Annotated in this window: 20 protein-coding genes; 2 read left to right on the top strand and 18 right to left on the bottom strand. The window is 47.8% G+C overall.

From position 1 onward, the window contains the following. Positions 1-14 precede the first annotated feature (14 nt). The 16 genes from ASF12_RS32805 to ASF12_RS32730 all read right to left on the bottom strand — a co-directional run bounded on the left by ASF12_RS32805 (position 15) and on the right by ASF12_RS32730 (position 13,273). On the bottom strand, positions 15-686 hold the full coding sequence (locus ASF12_RS32805) for a M15 family metallopeptidase (protein WP_056043779.1): 672 nt from the start codon (positions 684-686) through the stop codon (positions 15-17). Continuing rightward, positions 686-1,213 (bottom strand): phage holin family protein, encoded by a 528-nt coding sequence (locus tag ASF12_RS32800; RefSeq protein WP_063892705.1) that lies wholly within the window; start codon positions 1,211-1,213, stop codon positions 686-688. The genes ASF12_RS32805 and ASF12_RS32800 overlap by 1 nt, the downstream gene beginning before the upstream one ends. Before the next feature lie 110 nt (positions 1,214-1,323). After that, the gene (locus ASF12_RS32795; protein WP_056043776.1) at positions 1,324-2,901 is read right to left on the bottom strand and encodes a pectinesterase family protein; all 1,578 of its coding nucleotides are present in this window, start codon (positions 2,899-2,901) and stop codon (positions 1,324-1,326) included. A 7-nt stretch (positions 2,902-2,908) separates the two neighbouring features. Next, entirely contained in the window at positions 2,909-3,190 is a 282-nt protein-coding gene (locus ASF12_RS32790) for a hypothetical protein (protein WP_056043772.1), read from the bottom strand. Then, entirely contained in the window at positions 3,187-3,771 is a 585-nt protein-coding gene (locus ASF12_RS32785; RefSeq protein ID WP_056043769.1) for a putative phage tail protein, read from the bottom strand. Before ASF12_RS32785 ends, ASF12_RS32790 begins: the two co-directional genes overlap by 4 nt. After that, positions 3,764-4,843, bottom strand: a complete 1,080-nt coding sequence (locus tag ASF12_RS32780) for a baseplate J/gp47 family protein (RefSeq protein ID WP_056043766.1) — start codon at positions 4,841-4,843, stop codon at positions 3,764-3,766. The genes ASF12_RS32785 and ASF12_RS32780 overlap by 8 nt, the downstream gene beginning before the upstream one ends. Then, complete coding sequence (locus ASF12_RS32775) at positions 4,836-5,237, bottom strand: DUF2634 domain-containing protein (protein WP_056043762.1); 402 nt, start codon at positions 5,235-5,237, stop codon at positions 4,836-4,838. The genes ASF12_RS32780 and ASF12_RS32775 overlap by 8 nt, the downstream gene beginning before the upstream one ends. Next, positions 5,234-5,614 carry a DUF2577 domain-containing protein gene (locus ASF12_RS32770; protein WP_056043758.1) on the bottom strand — a complete coding sequence of 127 codons (381 nt, stop codon included), beginning with the start codon at positions 5,612-5,614 and terminating at the stop codon, positions 5,234-5,236. Before ASF12_RS32770 ends, ASF12_RS32775 begins: the two co-directional genes overlap by 4 nt. Beyond that, positions 5,611-6,579, bottom strand: coding sequence for an XkdQ/YqbQ family protein (locus ASF12_RS32765; protein ID WP_056043755.1), 969 nt, complete (start codon positions 6,577-6,579; stop codon positions 5,611-5,613). Before ASF12_RS32765 ends, ASF12_RS32770 begins: the two co-directional genes overlap by 4 nt. 4 nt (positions 6,580-6,583) lie before the next feature. Continuing rightward, positions 6,584-7,267, bottom strand: a complete 684-nt coding sequence (locus ASF12_RS32760; RefSeq protein WP_056043752.1) for a LysM peptidoglycan-binding domain-containing protein — start codon at positions 7,265-7,267, stop codon at positions 6,584-6,586. Further along, positions 7,267-9,612, bottom strand: coding sequence for a DMT family transporter (locus ASF12_RS35360; RefSeq protein ID WP_056043749.1), 2,346 nt, complete (start codon positions 9,610-9,612; stop codon positions 7,267-7,269). The genes ASF12_RS32760 and ASF12_RS35360 overlap by 1 nt, the downstream gene beginning before the upstream one ends. 338 nt (positions 9,613-9,950) lie before the next feature. After that, positions 9,951-10,373 (bottom strand): phage tail assembly chaperone, encoded by a 423-nt coding sequence (locus tag ASF12_RS32750; RefSeq protein WP_056043746.1) that lies wholly within the window; start codon positions 10,371-10,373, stop codon positions 9,951-9,953. A gap of 40 nt (positions 10,374-10,413) precedes the next feature. After that, a complete protein-coding gene (locus ASF12_RS32745; RefSeq protein ID WP_046229141.1) occupies positions 10,414-10,878 on the bottom strand; it encodes a phage tail tube protein in 465 nt (154 codons plus the stop codon). A gap of 1 nt (position 10,879) precedes the next feature. Next, a complete protein-coding gene (locus tag ASF12_RS32740; RefSeq protein ID WP_056043743.1) occupies positions 10,880-12,196 on the bottom strand; it encodes a phage tail sheath family protein in 1,317 nt (438 codons plus the stop codon). A 3-nt stretch (positions 12,197-12,199) separates the two neighbouring features. Continuing rightward, positions 12,200-12,388, bottom strand: coding sequence for a hypothetical protein (locus ASF12_RS32735; protein WP_056043740.1), 189 nt, complete (start codon positions 12,386-12,388; stop codon positions 12,200-12,202). 270 nt (positions 12,389-12,658) lie between these two features. Beyond that, positions 12,659-13,273 carry a hypothetical protein gene (locus ASF12_RS32730; protein WP_056043736.1) on the bottom strand — a complete coding sequence of 205 codons (615 nt, stop codon included), beginning with the start codon at positions 13,271-13,273 and terminating at the stop codon, positions 12,659-12,661. Positions 13,274-13,576: 303 nt separating this feature from the next. Between ASF12_RS32730 and ASF12_RS32725 the strand changes: the two genes are divergently transcribed. Together ASF12_RS32725 and ASF12_RS32720 are read left to right on the top strand one after the other, a co-directional pair. After that, positions 13,577-14,005, top strand: a complete 429-nt coding sequence (locus ASF12_RS32725; protein ID WP_056043733.1) for a helix-turn-helix domain-containing protein — start codon at positions 13,577-13,579, stop codon at positions 14,003-14,005. 8 nt (positions 14,006-14,013) lie between these two features. Then, on the top strand, positions 14,014-14,424 hold the full coding sequence (locus tag ASF12_RS32720) for an ImmA/IrrE family metallo-endopeptidase (RefSeq protein WP_056043730.1): 411 nt from the start codon (positions 14,014-14,016) through the stop codon (positions 14,422-14,424). Between the two features lie 85 nt (positions 14,425-14,509). Here ASF12_RS32720 and ASF12_RS32715 read toward each other — a convergent pair whose 3' ends face one another. Then, entirely contained in the window at positions 14,510-14,989 is a 480-nt protein-coding gene (locus tag ASF12_RS32715; protein WP_056043727.1) for a GAF domain-containing protein, read from the bottom strand. Positions 14,990-14,992: 3 nt separating this feature from the next. Continuing rightward, complete coding sequence (locus ASF12_RS32710; protein WP_056043723.1) at positions 14,993-16,288, bottom strand: homocysteine synthase; 1,296 nt, start codon at positions 16,286-16,288, stop codon at positions 14,993-14,995. Positions 16,289-16,405: the final 117 nt, after the last annotated feature.

Genomic DNA, 16,405 nt, shown 5'->3' with positions numbered 1-16,405 from the left:
TGGTCACAGGCGTTTTATTGTTCTTTTTGTCCGCTTGCTTTGCGAAGCTCATTTGCAAGTCGATGTGCTTCTTGCATGCCTGCGGCATCGCCTTTTTGCTTGCATGCTGCCCAGGCGGGCTGCAAGTAACGCTTAATAAGATCATTAGCATCCTCGGCTTTCATGATATACAAGTCCTCCTTCGTTATATGGGCCATCGCCGCCGCAATCTGTGCCGCAGTTGGCCGAATGCCAGCCCGGAGCTGCGCCGTCGATAGGCCAAACGTCATTTCAAAATGGGGATAATCCTTAAATGAAGTCCAGTCTCCTCCCCACGCAAAACCAAGCCGCTTCGCTTCATCTACTACCTCGGCCCAGTCCGCGACTTTATTGGCATTGCCGTCGCGTTTCGTATCCCAATATACCTGCTTTCCGTCTTGCGACAGCAGCGCAAAATCTATCGCTACGCCAAAATTATGGTAACTGTAGCCGCCTCTGGCGTTAGTGACGATACTGCCCGCCGACGTTCGGCCTTGAGCGTAGAGCTTGTCTTGCTCAGCAATTGTACGCAAGCCTTGCGTAATGACGATGGGAATATCGCGCGTATAGCAGCGTTCAATTAAGCGCTCTGCGGCGGCGCGAACAGGGGCTAGCAGCCCTTCGAGCTTGGGTACGGATTTATTTTTCACCTGTAAAAGGGTTAGCATTAGGAATCATTCCTTTCTGTTTGGTCTGTAGATTCAGTTGGTTCTGTTGATTCAGTTGGCTCTTTTGGTTCCGCACCGCGTTTTGTCGCCCGCTCCATCTTCGCTTTCAGCTCGCTTTCGATCAGCTTGACCACAGCCTCGGGAATCCATTTACCCCAGCCGGCGTGGTAGGCGTTGGCCGTTAAGGACTGCCAGGTGTGATAAATCAGCCCAATCGTAATTGCGTAGAAAAACAGCCCAGGCATCGCCAGCATCATATCCAGCAAATTCGCCAGTACTGGCAGGGCCAGAAGAAACAGCGTCCGCAGCACGCCCTGCATGCCGTATTCTGAGGAATACGTCGTATCTTTATGCGAAGCGGCAATGCCCGTAATCCAGTCCAGCCCAATGACCACCATTAGCAGCAAAATCGGAATCAGCCTCCCCTCCCCATAAATCAGTCCAATCCACGGCGCCAAAAAAGCGCCCACCGCTCCCGCAATCGTTGTCCCCGGCGTAATATCGACGTTAAAAATAGGTTTGAACATATTAATGTTGCCCCCTTTCGTGTTGGTCTCAGCGAGGTTGTTGCGCTAGAGTCAAAAAAATGAGGCCCCGCCGGAGCGGAGCCTTATTTAAATAATGATTTCATCACCAATTAAACTCTAGAGATCGATAGCCAACTATTTCTTCCATCCATATTTGTGACACAACTTGCCGTGCAATTACCATAAAAATCGATAATATCTCCAACATTTAAATAAACTAGAGTCGAACCCGAAATAGTAACATATCCCGCTGAATTGTTGGTTACCGAGCCTAATGTTCTTGCATAAATACCATTTACATATATGATAAGTTGACTGTTTGAGCCAGCAGCAACACTCATTAGTTGAATCGATGCCGCAATATGATGAGGACCAGCTGTTTTTGCTGTAAATCGATTGCCTCCAGTCCACTCCCCAAGATGATCTTTACCAATCGTTGCATATGCCAGTCTTGTAATCACATTTGTAGGTAAAGAAACAGCTGAAGATGTATGCGCAGCTTCAACATATGATTTTGCAGATGCTGTATTATCTCCCCATGGATTTATCACTGAGTTTGCATTATTAACAATCATCCCACCAGTATCCGCGAACATAGGAACATTCGAAGTGATAAGAGACGAAAGAATTGTCAATTTTGCATTAAGTTGAGCCGTGTAAGCCACATTGTTTCCAACTCCAGAGATCGTCTCAGCTATCATACCCGAAGAGTAGGCACATAGTATTGCATTGCTTTTATTGCTAATTTCACAGTCATAAATACTTACAACAGGAGAAGTGATAGCGAATGCTCCAATCTTATCAGAACCTACAAAAACAGAACGACAGTATTGAACACTAACGTAGCCTGGATTATCGTAAATAAAAATGCTAGAACTATTGGCCCAAAGCGGCGCTGTTAAAAATTCAAACCCCTTAAGAATTACGCGAACTGTATTTTTTTCCGAAATGAAATTATTAAATCTATAATTAACTGAGCTGCTCCTGGCTGCTGCTCCGATTATGGAAATGGACCCTTTTCCGATAAAGCCTCTCAAAGCAATTTCCTCATTGTAAGTACCAGCTGCAACATTAATAACAATCGCATGATCAACGATGTTAGGTATAATTGCTATTGCTGCTGCAATGGTTTTAAAAGCTCCAGAAGCTGAATTAGAAAGACCATCATTGTTGTCATTACCATCAATTCTAACATATAAAGTTAAATTATTAGCTGTTGCAGTCGGAACATACTCTGTATAATCCCACTTAAATATTTCATTTCCTTTATTACCTTTCAAAACAATTAGTTTGTTTCCAGGGGAATTAGCATCAAGCATCATTGAATTATAAGATGGATTAAAACGTTTGAATCCAACGCCATCATGGTATGCATTTGCAATCAGACGGGAAACAATGCCTTCTAGACTAGCGGACCCATTAACAGTACGTACAACAAATCTATCATTTGAAACCGGCCCTACAAAATTCTCACCACCATTAGAAACGAAGCGCCTCGCTACTAAATCACCTTCTTCGGTTCTTTGAGAGATGGTATTTGGTTCCGCTCCACTAGTAGCGCCATGCACATCGGTTGTAGCTTCTGTGTGAGTATCTACTTTTTCAAGATTATCATTCACTTCCTGACCCAACTCATTCATATCCGTCTCGGTCACAATATCATTAAATTTCCAGTCTGTTTTAGCCATGTTTATGTTACTCCTCCTTCACAAAAATCGTTTGAATCATGAGTGTGTCTGATGCAATGGGCAGGTTTACGGTGTTGTCGCTGACGGTTCCGGCTGCATTTTTCAGCTCAATGCGAGTGACGGTATCAACCGCTCCCTCCGGAATAAAATAATTCAGGCTCAGCACACCATCGCTGGCCGATTTCACTATAAAATCCGTAATTTCATAAGCCCCGCTATTGAGCACAACCTTCGTAATTTTTGAGTCAATAAACTCCGCAACCTCCTGCTTAAACGTTGACGTAATCACTTCACAATCACCTCTGCTTCCCTATCTGTAAATGGCGTAACGCCGAGCTTCCAGCTGCCGAGCTTCGTGTTACGCACGAGCGGAACTCCCACAATGCGCTCTTCCAAAACAACGCCATCCATAATCGCCGTCTGCTGGCGATACACGATATTGGCAGGTTTAATCGCCGAAACCGTACGCTCGACCTCTTTAAAAATATTAGCATCGTCAATCGCCGCTGTTACCGTCAATATGAAGTTCTGCACATCAACGGTAGCGACGCCTCGCCCTGTACCGACAAGAAAATCCAGCCGCTCCTGCAAATACCTCATCGTAAAAGGAGGCTTGGTCGAATAACGATTAACGATCCGTCTCCGGCGAAAATCAATGCTCTCTGCATTCGGATCAGCTTGAATGCCCAGCATGCGCTCTCTGCGTTTGATAGCAGGCAAGCTAGCGGTCATTACAAACCCGTCGTCCAGTTGCTGAAGCTGTGCCTGTTCCAACAGAGCCAGCTCCACATCTTCCGAGGCTGCGAGCTTGATGAATTCCTTAATGTCCGCATACAGCTCCGGCCAATAGGATGAAACCGGCTTAGTCATGCACAACCACCGTCCCCAATAACGGGATTTCATCCTCAGCCAAAGCTAAATTGGCTGCAGCACCGTTTAGCTTTGTGCCGAGTACATCCACCACTCCTAAAACAGTCAAAATACGGGCCTCGATTTGAGCAATGCGAACGGTAAGCTCCTGCTGATTCATCCATTCTTGGCGCAGCTCTAGCAAATATGCGGAAATTTTATCCTCAATATCGCTTTGAACCTGTCCTACCGTCCGGCCTTCCCCAAGCACAACTGTCGTTTCCACAGCAACCTGTGCCCCGTCGACACCTGTTACCGTTACCTCATGCCCAATAGGAGCCATGCCAAGCCCGAGTCCACTGTTGATGGTTGGATCAACGGCTGTCTGAACAAGCGCAATGAGCTGTTCCGCTGGCTTTGTCCAATCCGCAGCAATAACCGTGCATTTGACGGTGCCGCCGCCATTCCAGACCGGGAAAATTTTCGCCCCGCCTACGCCATCAATCGAGCTGATCATTTGCTTATAATCGGCAATATTGCCGCCAAACGCCGGCTCATTCACGACGCTGTAATACCTTGCCCGCAAAGCCTCATCCGTTTCATCCTCTTCACCTGGCACCAAAATTTGCGTCAGCTCTGCACGCGCCAACCCATCAACATAAGCAAGCGGCAGCAGCGCCCCATATTTCTGATTACCAAGGATGCCCGCTGTCTCACAGGTCAACGTGAAAAGTCCCGTTCCGATTTTCCCCGTCACCGTATACCTCAAATCATCGAGGGCAAACCGGCTCTGCAAAGGAACATCTACGGGCTGACCATTGCTGCCAAAAAACTCCCCTTGCCGCTGGGCGAAGGTCGCTGGCTGCCTTTCCACACCAAACTCAGCCGTCCGCCGCTCCAGCCACTCGCCCGTAGCCGTATCCGCGAACAAAAGCGCCTGATTTACATCAAGCTGCGCATACATCTCTGACAGCTCAGCAGCCGCTGGCGCCAGAGCGTCAAAAATAACGCTGCCCTCACGCTTATCTACATCATCTGAAACCCGGTCCAGCATACGCTGTAAAATAAAGCTATACGTAAATGCCTCATACACGGGCCATCACCTCCTCTTTAAAGCTTCCTTCATCGGTCACTACCGTAAAACTCACCGCTGCCTTGTCTCCCTCCACCGTCAGTTCAAAATCAGTCACATCTGCTATTCGATCATCCGCCAGCAGCGCTTCGGTTACGCGGCGCTTGAGCTCAGAGCGTACATAGAGATGGGAGGATTCATTCAATAAATCCAGCTCGGAGCCATAATCGAAGCTATAGATAAAATAGCGATAACGCTCCGTTTGCAAAATTTTGAACACAGCCTGCTTAATCGCACTGAGGCCATCCGTCATGCCGGACATACGCTTATTGGCAAAATCGATATAATACGTGCGACTAGGCTCAATTGCCGCTTCGGTCTGAAGCTCGTCGATGCTTGCACCTTGTGGAATCATGCGCTCACCCGATCCAGCACGACGAACTGTTGTCCGCCCTGGACCCGAAGCAGCAGCACCTTATCGTCAATATCCAACGCACGCCGAATGCGCAGCATTGATCCTGAGCCAGCGGCAGCTGTCTCAATAACCCCCTGGTTCGTACTAGTTCCCTCTGCCTCATCCGTTCCTGCTTCATAGGTAAGCATGAGACCTGTCTCCAACTGTGTCATACTTTCCGGAATAATTAAAAAATCCTCCGAAAGCGTGAAACGTTGGTCGACGTTCACTTCCAGAGGATTTGTGCCGGTGACCCTGCCGATTAACACAGCGACGGGGTTGCCCGACGCATGGGCGGCAGCGCCCGCTTTTTTAATTGCATCAAGCAGTGCCATCATATCACCTTCAATTCTAATGTCATCGTATGCGCGTCCGCTTCGAGCTTGTGGGAGCATTCTTCGACCAGAAAATACTGTCCAATATCCAGTTCCTCAATGACAATCGGAACATAGGAGCCTGCACGCACGCGTAAATCACCGATCGCTTCAATGCTGAGGCTGCGCTGCTCCCGATTTTTCAGCTTCAGCAATTGGTCCAGCAATTCATTAATTTGCGCACTGTTCATTTGCTCGTCGGCTACCTGATAAAATTGCAGCAGGCCCCATTTGGCGATATTTGCGCTGTCCTGTCCAATGTAGACGTCTCGCTTCCCGGTTTCTTTATTGTTTTGTACCACTTTGATCTTATTGTACGATTCGCTGTCGATCGAGCTTTTGTAGCCAAAATCCGTCATCAAGCTCCAATCGCCAATGATAGAATCTGTCTTCATGTCCTCAATATTGCGTAGAGACAAAGCACCCGCTTCATCGAATAATACAAAATTGCCCTTATCATTAATTAGCGTATAGTCGAGCGCTTTGCACATAATATCCAGCAGCTTTTTGTTGTCCTCCACCATAGAAGGAATGACATACTCCGTCTCCGCAAGCGTTCCTATTTTCAAGCCCGTATCCTCAGCAATTTGCTTAATCATTTGGGTAGCGGTTTTGTTGCTGAACACATACGTATCGCTCATCAGCAAATAACGCAGCTGGTCATACGCCTTGATCGTGACACTCTCGTCCCTGCCGAAATTGTATTCAAACACATAGCCGTAAAATACGACCTTCCCATCCTTCGACAGCCGCACGACGTCGCCATTGTTAACCTCAAACGCTTGGTGCTGGTACGGAGCGCCCTTAATAAGTGTAAAATCCAAGCTCGATGCAGAGCCTATCCGCTTCGTTTTATACGTTAGGGAAGGAACGAGATTTGTCACATTCCACACTTTCCCATTCCGGTTATCGATCAAAATTTCCAGCATCTCATCACCCCGGCAGCTTCAGCACCCTACCGATTTGCAGCTTGCGCAGCTCAGAATCGGCGATGCCATTCAGCTTCTGTATTTCCTTCCAACGCGACTCATTTCCGAGCTGCTTTTTGGCTACCCCAATGAGCGTATCGCCGCTTACGAGCGTGTAGGTTTTTGGGGTTTCCTTGGTCAGGCGCCCTTTTGTATCGCGTTCTTTACCGCCACTCTTCTCATGTTTTTTATTAACTTTGACGGGCCTTGCCTTGTAAAATACGTACTTTTTCAGCCCCAGGCTGTATTCAATATCACCAGAGCCCGCCGCTTCACGCCATTCAAACTTCTCAATGCTGACGGCAAGATTCAGATCGAAGGAGGCACCTGTGAAAATAAAGCGGATTGGACGTTTCTTTTTCATCCAGTCCTGGATCAAGGTCAAATAAACATAAGGCTCGAGCAGCGTCTCGCTAGCGATAAACGAATAATTCGCTCCAGGCGCAGGAAAAAAGCTGTCGAAGGAAATCTCCGTCAGCTTTGGACTTTGAATCACATTAATTTCGCCAAGACCGGACACGTCGTAAGACTTGCCGCTAGTTGCGTCGCTAATTTGCAGCTCAGCTGGATTAACCGGCAGTCGAAAGCCGCTTTTCTGATTATCATAGCTGAGCCAAATACCGTACTCATGATGCTTGTTTGTAATCATTAAGCATACACCCCTTCCGCGGACGAAGCGATTTGCTCATTCAAGGAGCGCTCAATTCGGCTAATAATGGTGTCAATATCGGTGCCATTGTTGATGTCACCGGTTTGTACGCTCACGGTCGGCTGGAGCGATACGAAGTTTTGAATGTTTTTCATCTCCGCAAGCTCGCGCATCGTCTTGATATCTTCACTTCCGATATCCACAGTATCGTTGATTTTGCCAACTTCATCGACTTTATTAATATGGTCGATGCCGCCGGAGGCACCCGCTCCCATGCCAGCTGCACCTGCCGGATTAGCAGTTGTAGAAGCAGGCTTGGTCATATCTGCTGTAGCAGCAGGAGTAAACTTATCCGTCGTTGCGGCAGGAATGAGCGGCTGATCTCCTTCTGTTGGAATGAGCCCATTTTTTCCACCGTTTAAATTACCTCCGGCCCCACTCAACTTATCCGTCAAACTAGTGGTCATATCTTTCCCGGCTTGATTTCCTTGTGCAAACGAGTCTCCAAGATCCATCTTGCCCATCCTGTATTTGTCCAGATTCACAACATCTTCATCTGATGTCGGTTTGAGACTCTCTACAAAGCTGGCATCAAATTCAGGAATTAATGATATTTTCGTATCTGCAACGCTGTTAATTTTCTCAATAATCCAGTTGAGGCCATCCAATACTCCGTTAACCATTCCACCGAAAAACTCCGCAACATTTTTGACCAAATTATAAAATAGATTTTTTATAGCATATACGGGATCAATAAAAATATTCGCAAAAAACTCCGCAAAACTAATGATATAATCCCAAAACAACGAAATTATATTGTATATATTCGCGAATAATGCGTAAAAAACACCTGTTACAAATCCAACAATGTCAGATGCCGTAGCTCCAAACATCATAACAATAGCAATCAGCAAGCCAACTGCTGCAACAATCAATAATATCGGCCAGTTCATAATGGCCCAGATCGCCGCCTGCATAAGCAATGGAGTGATCATCGCCCAAAGATTTGTCAGCATGATTGGGAGATAAATCGCTCCAGCAGCAAGTAGCATTGCAGCAATAATCGGCCAATATTCCGCAAAGGTTGTGACAACCCATAGCGCGAGTTGCCCCACTAAAGAAAGCATTTCAGCGGCAACAGTCAATCCTACACCCAACATATCAAAATAAGGCTGTAAACGACCGCTGTTAAAAGCGTCTAGTATCATAGCAAACAATGGCGAAAGCGCCTCAATGGCGCCCATGCCCGCACTGGACAGAGAAGAAGTTAAATTTGTCCCAATGGCACTAATTTGTCTTGAAGGACTATCCATCATCGTATCAAAAGCAGCTTTACCTAAATTTGCTTTTTCTAGCACCTGATTAAGTCCATTCAGAAAACCATCCATATCCTTATTATTAATAAATGATTCCGCATCAAAGCCTTCCATAGCTTCTGGAGCTATGTTGAACTTCGATGCAAACTCATCCATGTCTCCCCCCATTGCCGCTTTCAACGCATCCGCGGCTTCACCGACTCCCCCTTGCGCAGGATCAAGAACAGCGAGCTGCATCGTCATATCTGACATTTTAGTCAATTGATCCACATTTGCGGCCATAGGCATTAGTGAATAAGTCCCCTCGATGCCTTCATTTGGATCAATTCCCGCCTGTAGGGACTGGGTCCTTATTCGATTAAAAATATCGGTGCCTTGCTCTTCGCTGCCTGTTCGCGCAATGAGCATATCCTTCTTTTCCTGTTCTTTGAGAGCGCCCTCGATAGAAAGCTGAACAATTTGCTTAAGCGCTGCTCCGGCCTGAGCGGCGATATTTCCCCACATTTGATTCCAAGCATCCATTTGTTCCTCAACCGTATCTCGAATTTTATTAAAAACAGAGAAACTGGCTGTTGCAATGGCTAATGCTGATTCCAAATCCATTTCTGGGATCGGCATTCCGAATATTTTTCGGGGCTTTTTACCGCTGTTAGCCGCATCTTCGCCCGCATTTGCTGTCTCATCAGGATTAGCCGCGGTACTGTTCTGAGCCGCATTCGCTGCTTGAGCTGCTCCCTCTGCAGCGGTCGTGGCTGCTGTATTGAAATTTTTAACGGCATCGGTCAATACATTGACTTTACGCGCCATCTCATCAAACTCTGCATTTAGATTTCTTAAGCCTTCTGTCAGCATTTGTACGCCGTTAATTAATCCATTGCCTTGTTCAGCAAAACCCATAAAACTTTGTTTCATACTGTCCATCATCTGAGTAAAACTGCCTACAGAATTCTGACGTTCACGTACGGTAACAACTTCGGTGCGTGGTTGATATACAACGATCTCATTTCCTGGCGTAACGGTACTCGCCATCCTTCCACCTCCTTCACACAAGCGTAAACGGCTGACGCCGTCATCTGGCGGCAAAAGCTCGTTTCGCGGTGAAATATAAGTCCTATTTATAAGCTCCAACTTATTAATTCTTATATTTGAACAAAAGCGCCCTCTAATAGAGAAGCGCCGTCCCGCTAACTTTCATTATTTCTTCTTCATCTTGGCCCGCTGCTTTTTCTCGCCCTCGATGCGGACATCGATCATGGCGTAGATCGCCGCTTTCTCGCGGCGCGACATGCTCATCAGCTCATGGGGCAAAATGCGAAGCTCGTGGAGGGCGTAGTAAGCGTAATTCGCTTCACCGTCGCCCTCTTTAATTAGTTTTTTACTTCATCGGCCAGCTCATTCAGGCTTTGATTAAAGCCGTTGATTTCCTGCACGCGCTGCACGAGCGATGCATATTCGCCCGGACGCAGCATTTTGCGGAGCAGATGCTCGGCACCCATCGTGCCGTACGATTTTTGCAGCTCGGCATCCTTCAAGCTCGGATATTGAATGCTGCTTACGACCAGCTTGGCCAAATATTCATCCGTATTCGTCTCAGGCACGAAGGTGCCATTTTTGCCTTTCACTTTGCGGGTTGCGGATTTGCGGCATTCTTCATTTTCCGCCTCCGTCATGCTGCGCAGCTCCCAGGCTACCGGATTGCCGTCTGCATCCTTGAATCGCTCGGACACGACGAATTTCTCCGTCGCCTCCGCAGCTGTATTTTGCGCAAAAAACAAGCTTAAGTCACTCATTTGCTACCTCCATGGATTGGTTTTATTGGGATAAAGCTATTTATACGCGTGCTGGTGCTTTGAAGCTTTCGGCAATATCGACGCCATCGAAGGTAAACTCAAGCTCTTCCTCAAGCGCTTCGCTCTCCGTGTCGAGCTTGCCGATGATGACCTTATTCAGGTTGACGTTGTACAGCACAACCTCTTGGCGGCCGATCGTCGAAGTCGGATCTTCGTTGATGATGTGGACATCAAAGTTCGTATCAATACCCGTTTTCACGTAATCGAGCATCATTTGGCGAAATTTCGACGTCACATAATACACCGTCATGCTGCCGGTACCCGACCAGCCCGTCGCTTTATGCTGCAATGCGCGATGACCCAGCGTCTTAATTTCCGCTTTCGTCTTCTCCACGCTTGCTTCAAGCGTTTTAATATAGAACATTTCCTCGTTTTGGCCGTTGATTTTCGCATAAGCGCGTCCCTCTTGCCCCGAAATCGTATCTCCTGCATGCAAAAATGCCATATTACTTCACCGTCACTTTCATATATACTTTTTCAATGCTGTCAACCGGCTGGATGTAAACGTTGATGACGATGCTGTCGGAAGCCTCGCCCGCTTCAACCGTCAGGTCCGTTTGGGAATTAAAGTTTTGAATCGCATTGCCATCCTGGAGCAGCGTCAAATATTTCACGCATTCGCTGCGGAATAGGCTGCGACCATCCGGATTATTGTCGATTTTGCCAATGTATTGCGTCTCGAACAGTTTTTTCATGTCGGTCGCAATGCCGTCCAGCACGCGGATAACACGGTTTTTCGCAAAAGAAGGATTTTTGCCTGGGACATAGGTGACCAGAGAGTTAATATCCTGCTCAACGATGACACGGCCGCCGTTCGGCGTGAACAAAAATTCGCCCGCACGCAAAGCCTGCTCGATTTGCGAATTCGAATAACGAACGTCGACATCCACTGCACCTTCGTACACACTGTAAGTAAGCGATTGGCTCATACTTGCGCCGGAAGTAGCAGCTGCCACCCATACGGTTGCATGCTCGGCATTCACTTCTGTGCCGTCTTCCAGCTTGACGCCATTTTTCACGCTAATGATACCTTCGTAATCCGATAGTGGAGCATTCGCCAGCACGACCTGAATTTTCTTGCCATCATTTTCGCGCAGTCTGCGGGCAAAAGCGGCGTAAACCGACTTCAGCGAGCTGTCGCCAGAAACAAGCGCCACCGCATTAAATTCCTGCAGCTCAACAGCTGCCAAATAATCCAGATGATTTTGATTCGTCACCGTGCCATTCGCACCGCCAGCAAGTACCGTACCAGCTGTCGCTACAAGCGCGCCAGTGCCGCTGAAATCAACGAAGCGATTGGATTCAAGGCCAGCAATCGCAGCAACCGTCTGCGAATCCACTTCTTCACCTGCCAAATAAGTGACAACGTCGAATTGATCTTCATCATCCACATTGCTTTGAACCGATACGGTAATCGCATTGCCGCGTGTACCGCCAAATTTAGCCGTTGCAACCAAACCGCCAATTGTTGCAGTCGCTTTCGTCCCTGCGTTCAAGCGGTAGAGCAGCAAAGTTTGTGCCCGTTTCAAAGCCTCACGAACGAGCAGCATTTCCGGTGCGGTTACATCATAACCGAGCACGCTGCGCAGATCGTCACCCGCTTTAATGGAAATCATCGTTTGCGGCGCACCCCAGTTTAGCGTCAGCGCCGTTGATACGATGCCCCGTTCCCCTACGTTTGCTGCCGATTGCGGCTCAGCCGCGAAATTAATGTATACCCCTGGTCTTGCCTTCGTTTGCGTTGTCCAAGTTCCTCCTGCCATGATCTACATGACCTCCTTTTGTGAATATGCTTGTAATTGCTGTTTGACCTGCTCATGGGAGTAAGTGCTGTGCTCGTCCAAAATGACATTCAGCACATCCTTCTCACCTGCGGAATACCGCGCTGCTGCCAGCAGCTTCTGCTTGCTGTGCTTTGCTTCCATCGTGCTTTGCCGATTTTCCTGATCGTTCACCGCTGCTTCCCTCCTGTTTCCTCCAAGCTAGCCTTGCGGCGCTGTCCCCGCCTCAATCGGCGATTACCGGCCTTGACGCTGCTGCTGTAAAGCTTCCTTCGTCTGGAGCTACATGTCCTCACCCCCTTTCATATTGAGATATTTAAATTACTTCGATTTATGAAAAGAGGATTTAAAATACCTAACAAGCGTCGTTTGTTGCCGTTGCTCATTTGGTGACAATATCATAATAACACGATTTTGGAGGCCGTTTCGGACACTCAGCGGACACTATACGGACATAAACCGGACAATCTCGTAAACCGCTTTTTGACGCCATCTGCGGAAGGTACGATCAACGATTCCAAGCTCCGATGCGACGAAGTCAGCTGGCTTTCCTTCAATATAACGGAGCCTCAGCAGCGTCGCATATTCAGGGAAACAAGCCTCCAGCGCTTCCAGCGACTCATCGATCGTTTGCAGCTGGCGCTCCAAATCCTGCAGCTCGCTCAAACGTTCAATGACACCCTCATAACCTTCCGGAGCTGCACCTGCCCTTGCTTCAATAACTTTAGCGATTTTGCGGCTGAGCTCCTGTACGAGCTGCTCTTCATCGGCATTGCCCGGCTGGATTTGCTTTACTTCCCTAAGCTGCGCTTTCGTTCCAGCGGGGTACCTCGTCAAATGCGTATGTGCCAGCTTCTCTAATTGCTGCTCCTGCTTGTCCAAATACATATAGGAAGGAAGTCCGCGCAGCTGGCGATGAAGCTCCTGAAGCTTGTCATCCTCATATACGGTGCTAACCGTTAAACCGCTGCCTACCTTTTGCTTCTCAATCAGTTTTTTCCTGGCGACGAGACGCTTGTACGACTTTAATTGCTCAATTGTCATTTTTTCTACGTCCATTAAAATACCCTCTTTCTATTTAATTAAGTATTTTTATTACCCTATATTTCAAAAAAATAATAGCGAACCTGCGATATTGACAATACCATCGTTAAAAGGTAAAATATAAATATAGTATTAAAAATACGTTTTAGCCACTTAATTGGCTTATATACTCGCTTTCAAACGATTAACTTGCTATTTTCAGTAGCATTTGCGGAATCATTTCATAGCCGCTGTAACGACTGTGAATCTTATTATAATTGATATTTATAATACCGTCAAGTATTATAAATACCTTTTCAAGAGACGGAGGGTATTACCATGGCGATGGGAGCAAGGATCAAGCAATTGCGCACACAACGAGGGTTAACACAGCAGGAAATTGCCGAACAGCTTGGCATGGGACGCTCTAATTTTGGGCATATCGAGAATGATCGTGTCGTCCCGACCAGTGAGGATTTGCAGAAAATTGCAGACATTTTGCATACGACTGCCGACTATTTGCTCGGACGCCGCGATGCGTTTGCGGAGCATGTGCCAGACTGGGCAACCGCTAAAGACAAACGCGATTTCAAAAAAATGCTGGAGGAGGACGGAGAAGTCATGTTTGACGGCGTTCCGATGAGCCAAGGCGACCGCCAGCGTGTCATGGATGTGCTGACCGGACTATTCTGGGAAGCTAAGCAAATGAACAAACGTACCCCCAAACCAGATATCACGGACAAAACAACAGATCATGCCGAAGGGTAGGTGCTGCCATGGACAAACTAATACTGCGCCTTGTACGAAAATTCCAGACAAGAGATCCTTTTGTGATCGCAAACGGTTTGGGAATCCATATTCGTTATGCCGATCTGGGGAATGAAACGCGAGGCTTTTATTATAAGAAGCTGCGCCGTCGGTTTATCGTCATACACGAGCGTCTGCCGGATGACTGGCAGCGTTTTGTTTGCGCGCATGAGCTGGGACATGACCGCCTGCATCCCGGCTTCAGCCGTTTTTGGTTGGACGAGCAGTCCTTTATCAATGTTGGAAAATATGAGCGCCAAGCGAATAAATTCGCCGTCCGCCTGCTGACCTCCGGCGACACGATTGGCCGCTCGGAATCCATTGGCGAGCTTCTGCAGCGCAACGGCGTCCCGAAGGAAATGGATAAGTTTTATTTTTAGCTGCGGCCCTGCCCATCAGAGGTGGAACAACAAAGAGCTCCAGAACGCCAATCGGCGGCCTGGAGCTCTTTATGCTGCAATCATTTTATAAATACTTTTCCAAAATATTCACAAAAGCAGTTAACGTCGCCAAATCCGTCTCATCAAACCGCGAGAACTGCGGACTGTCAATGTCGAGAACGCCAATAACCGCTCCATCCCGCTTCAATGGAATGACCAGCTCGGAATTCGATGCGCTGTCGCAGGCAATATGGCCGGGAAATTGATGCACATCCGCTACCAATATCGCCTCGTCGCGGCTAACCGCCGTTCCACAGACGCCTCTGCCCACTTTGATGCGCGTACATGCCGGCTTGCCTTGGAAGGGTCCGAGCACAAGCTCCTCCCCATCCAGCAAATAAAAGCCGACCCAATTAATATCGCTCAAAAATTGCTGGAGCAGCGCCGAAGCATTGGCCAAATTAGCGAGCTGGCTGGGCTCATCTTCGATAAGCCCCTCCAATTGCTTCAGCAGCAGGCGTTCGTTCTCTTCCTTCGTTCCTGTATAAAGTTGTTCTGCAAACATCGCTTACTCCTGACTGATTTTGATCGCTTGCTCCAAATCATAAATAATATCGTCAATGCCTTCGGTGCCGACAGATAAACGAATGAGTCCTGGCGTAACGCCGGATGCAAGCTGGCTTTGCTCATCGAGCTGCTGGTGCGTTGTGCTTGCCGGATGGATAATGAGCGACTTCGAATCGCCGACGTTAGCAAGATGGGAAAATAGTTCCACGCCATGAATCAGCTTTTTGCCTGCTTCTACGCCGCCTTTAATGCCGAAGCTGATAATCGCGCCTTGGCCCTTCGGCAAATATTTTTGCGCCAGCGCATGCGACGCATGGCTTGCGAGACCTGGATAGCTTACCCATTCTACCGAATCATGCTGCTCCAGATAGTTCGCTACTGCAAGCGCATTAGAGCTGTGGCGTTCCATACGCAAATGCAGCGTTTCAAGTCCTTGCAGCAGCAGGAACGAGTTGAATGGCGACAGAGAAGCGCCCATATCGCGAAGCAGCTGCACACGCGCTTTAATAATATAAGCAATCGCACCAACAGCTTGCGTATATACAAGACCATGGTAGCTTGGGTCCGGCTCAGTCAGGCCTGGGAATTTGTCATTTTGCGCCCAGTCGAATTTGCCTCCGTCTACAATAACGCCGCCAATGGATGTTCCATGACCGCCAATAAACTTCGTCGCCGAGTGTACAACGATGTCTGCTCCATGTTCAATTGGACGAAGCAAATACGGGCTTGGGAACGTATTGTCCACGATGAGCGGAATGCCATTCTCATGGGCAACCGCAGCAACAGCTTCAATATCGAGCACATCGCCACGTGGATTGCCGATCGTTTCCGCGAATACCGCCTTCGTATTGCTATTGATCGCTTTGCGGAAATTTTCCGGATCGGAGGAATCGACGAAATGCACTTTAATGCCGAGCTTCGGCAGCGTATGGGCGAACAGGTTGTACGTACCGCCATACAGGCTGGACGAGGAAACAATTTCATCGCCTGCGGATGCAATGTTCAGAATGGAGTAAGTGATCGCCGCTGAACCGGATGCCACGCCAAGTGCGCCAACTCCCCCTTCAAGCTCAGTAATCCGCTTCTCGAACACATCTGTCGTTGGGTTCATAATACGTGTATAGATATTGCCAAATTCTTCTAGTCCAAACAATCTTGCCGCATGATCTGTATCTTTAAAGCCATAGGAAGTCGTCTGATAAATCGGTACCGCACGCGATTGTGTAGCGGGATCAATTTGCTGACCTGCGTGTACCGCTAAAGTTTCAGGTGAATATTGTCTTTCTTGCTTAGCCATTATAAAAAACCTCCCAGAACGTTAGTTTTTCCAAGCTTACGAATATAACACCCTGCGTCATCACTAATCCTACCATTAAAGTAGGAATTAAAAACGATTATAGCAGATCTATGCAAA

This window comes from Paenibacillus sp. Leaf72, from assembly GCF_001422685.1.
GTDB lineage: Bacteria > Bacillota > Bacilli > Paenibacillales > Paenibacillaceae > Pristimantibacillus.
Note: the sequence above shows the minus strand (reverse complement) of the source record. Positions and strands in the feature narration are given on the sequence as shown.

Coding starts and splice junctions, on each gene's coding strand:
- ASF12_RS32805 (WP_056043779.1), bottom strand. CDS start 686: ATGCTAACCCTTTTACAGGTGAAAAATAAATCCGTACCCAAGCTCGAA.
- ASF12_RS32800 (WP_063892705.1), bottom strand. CDS start 1,213: ATGTTCAAACCTATTTTTAACGTCGATATTACGCCGGGGACAACGATT.
- ASF12_RS32795 (WP_056043776.1), bottom strand. CDS start 2,901: ATGGCTAAAACAGACTGGAAATTTAATGATATTGTGACCGAGACGGAT.
- ASF12_RS32785 (WP_056043769.1), bottom strand. CDS start 3,771: ATGACTAAGCCGGTTTCATCCTATTGGCCGGAGCTGTATGCGGACATT.
- ASF12_RS32775 (WP_056043762.1), bottom strand. CDS start 5,237: ATGATTCCACAAGGTGCAAGCATCGACGAGCTTCAGACCGAAGCGGCA.
- ASF12_RS32770 (WP_056043758.1), bottom strand. CDS start 5,614: ATGATGGCACTGCTTGATGCAATTAAAAAAGCGGGCGCTGCCGCCCAT.
- ASF12_RS32765 (WP_056043755.1), bottom strand. CDS start 6,579: ATGCTGGAAATTTTGATCGATAACCGGAATGGGAAAGTGTGGAATGTG.
- ASF12_RS32760 (WP_056043752.1), bottom strand. CDS start 7,267: ATGATTACAAACAAGCATCATGAGTACGGTATTTGGCTCAGCTATGAT.
- ASF12_RS35360 (WP_056043749.1), bottom strand. CDS start 9,612: ATGGCGAGTACCGTTACGCCAGGAAATGAGATCGTTGTATATCAACCA.
- ASF12_RS32750 (WP_056043746.1), bottom strand. CDS start 10,373: ATGAGTGACTTAAGCTTGTTTTTTGCGCAAAATACAGCTGCGGAGGCG.
- ASF12_RS32745 (WP_046229141.1), bottom strand. CDS start 10,878: ATGGCATTTTTGCATGCAGGAGATACGATTTCGGGGCAAGAGGGACGC.
- ASF12_RS32740 (WP_056043743.1), bottom strand. CDS start 12,196: ATGGCAGGAGGAACTTGGACAACGCAAACGAAGGCAAGACCAGGGGTA.
- ASF12_RS32730 (WP_056043736.1), bottom strand. CDS start 13,273: ATGGACGTAGAAAAAATGACAATTGAGCAATTAAAGTCGTACAAGCGT.
- ASF12_RS32725 (WP_056043733.1), top strand. CDS start 13,577: ATGGCGATGGGAGCAAGGATCAAGCAATTGCGCACACAACGAGGGTTA.
- ASF12_RS32720 (WP_056043730.1), top strand. CDS start 14,014: ATGGACAAACTAATACTGCGCCTTGTACGAAAATTCCAGACAAGAGAT.
- ASF12_RS32715 (WP_056043727.1), bottom strand. CDS start 14,989: ATGTTTGCAGAACAACTTTATACAGGAACGAAGGAAGAGAACGAACGC.
- ASF12_RS32710 (WP_056043723.1), bottom strand. CDS start 16,288: ATGGCTAAGCAAGAAAGACAATATTCACCTGAAACTTTAGCGGTACAC.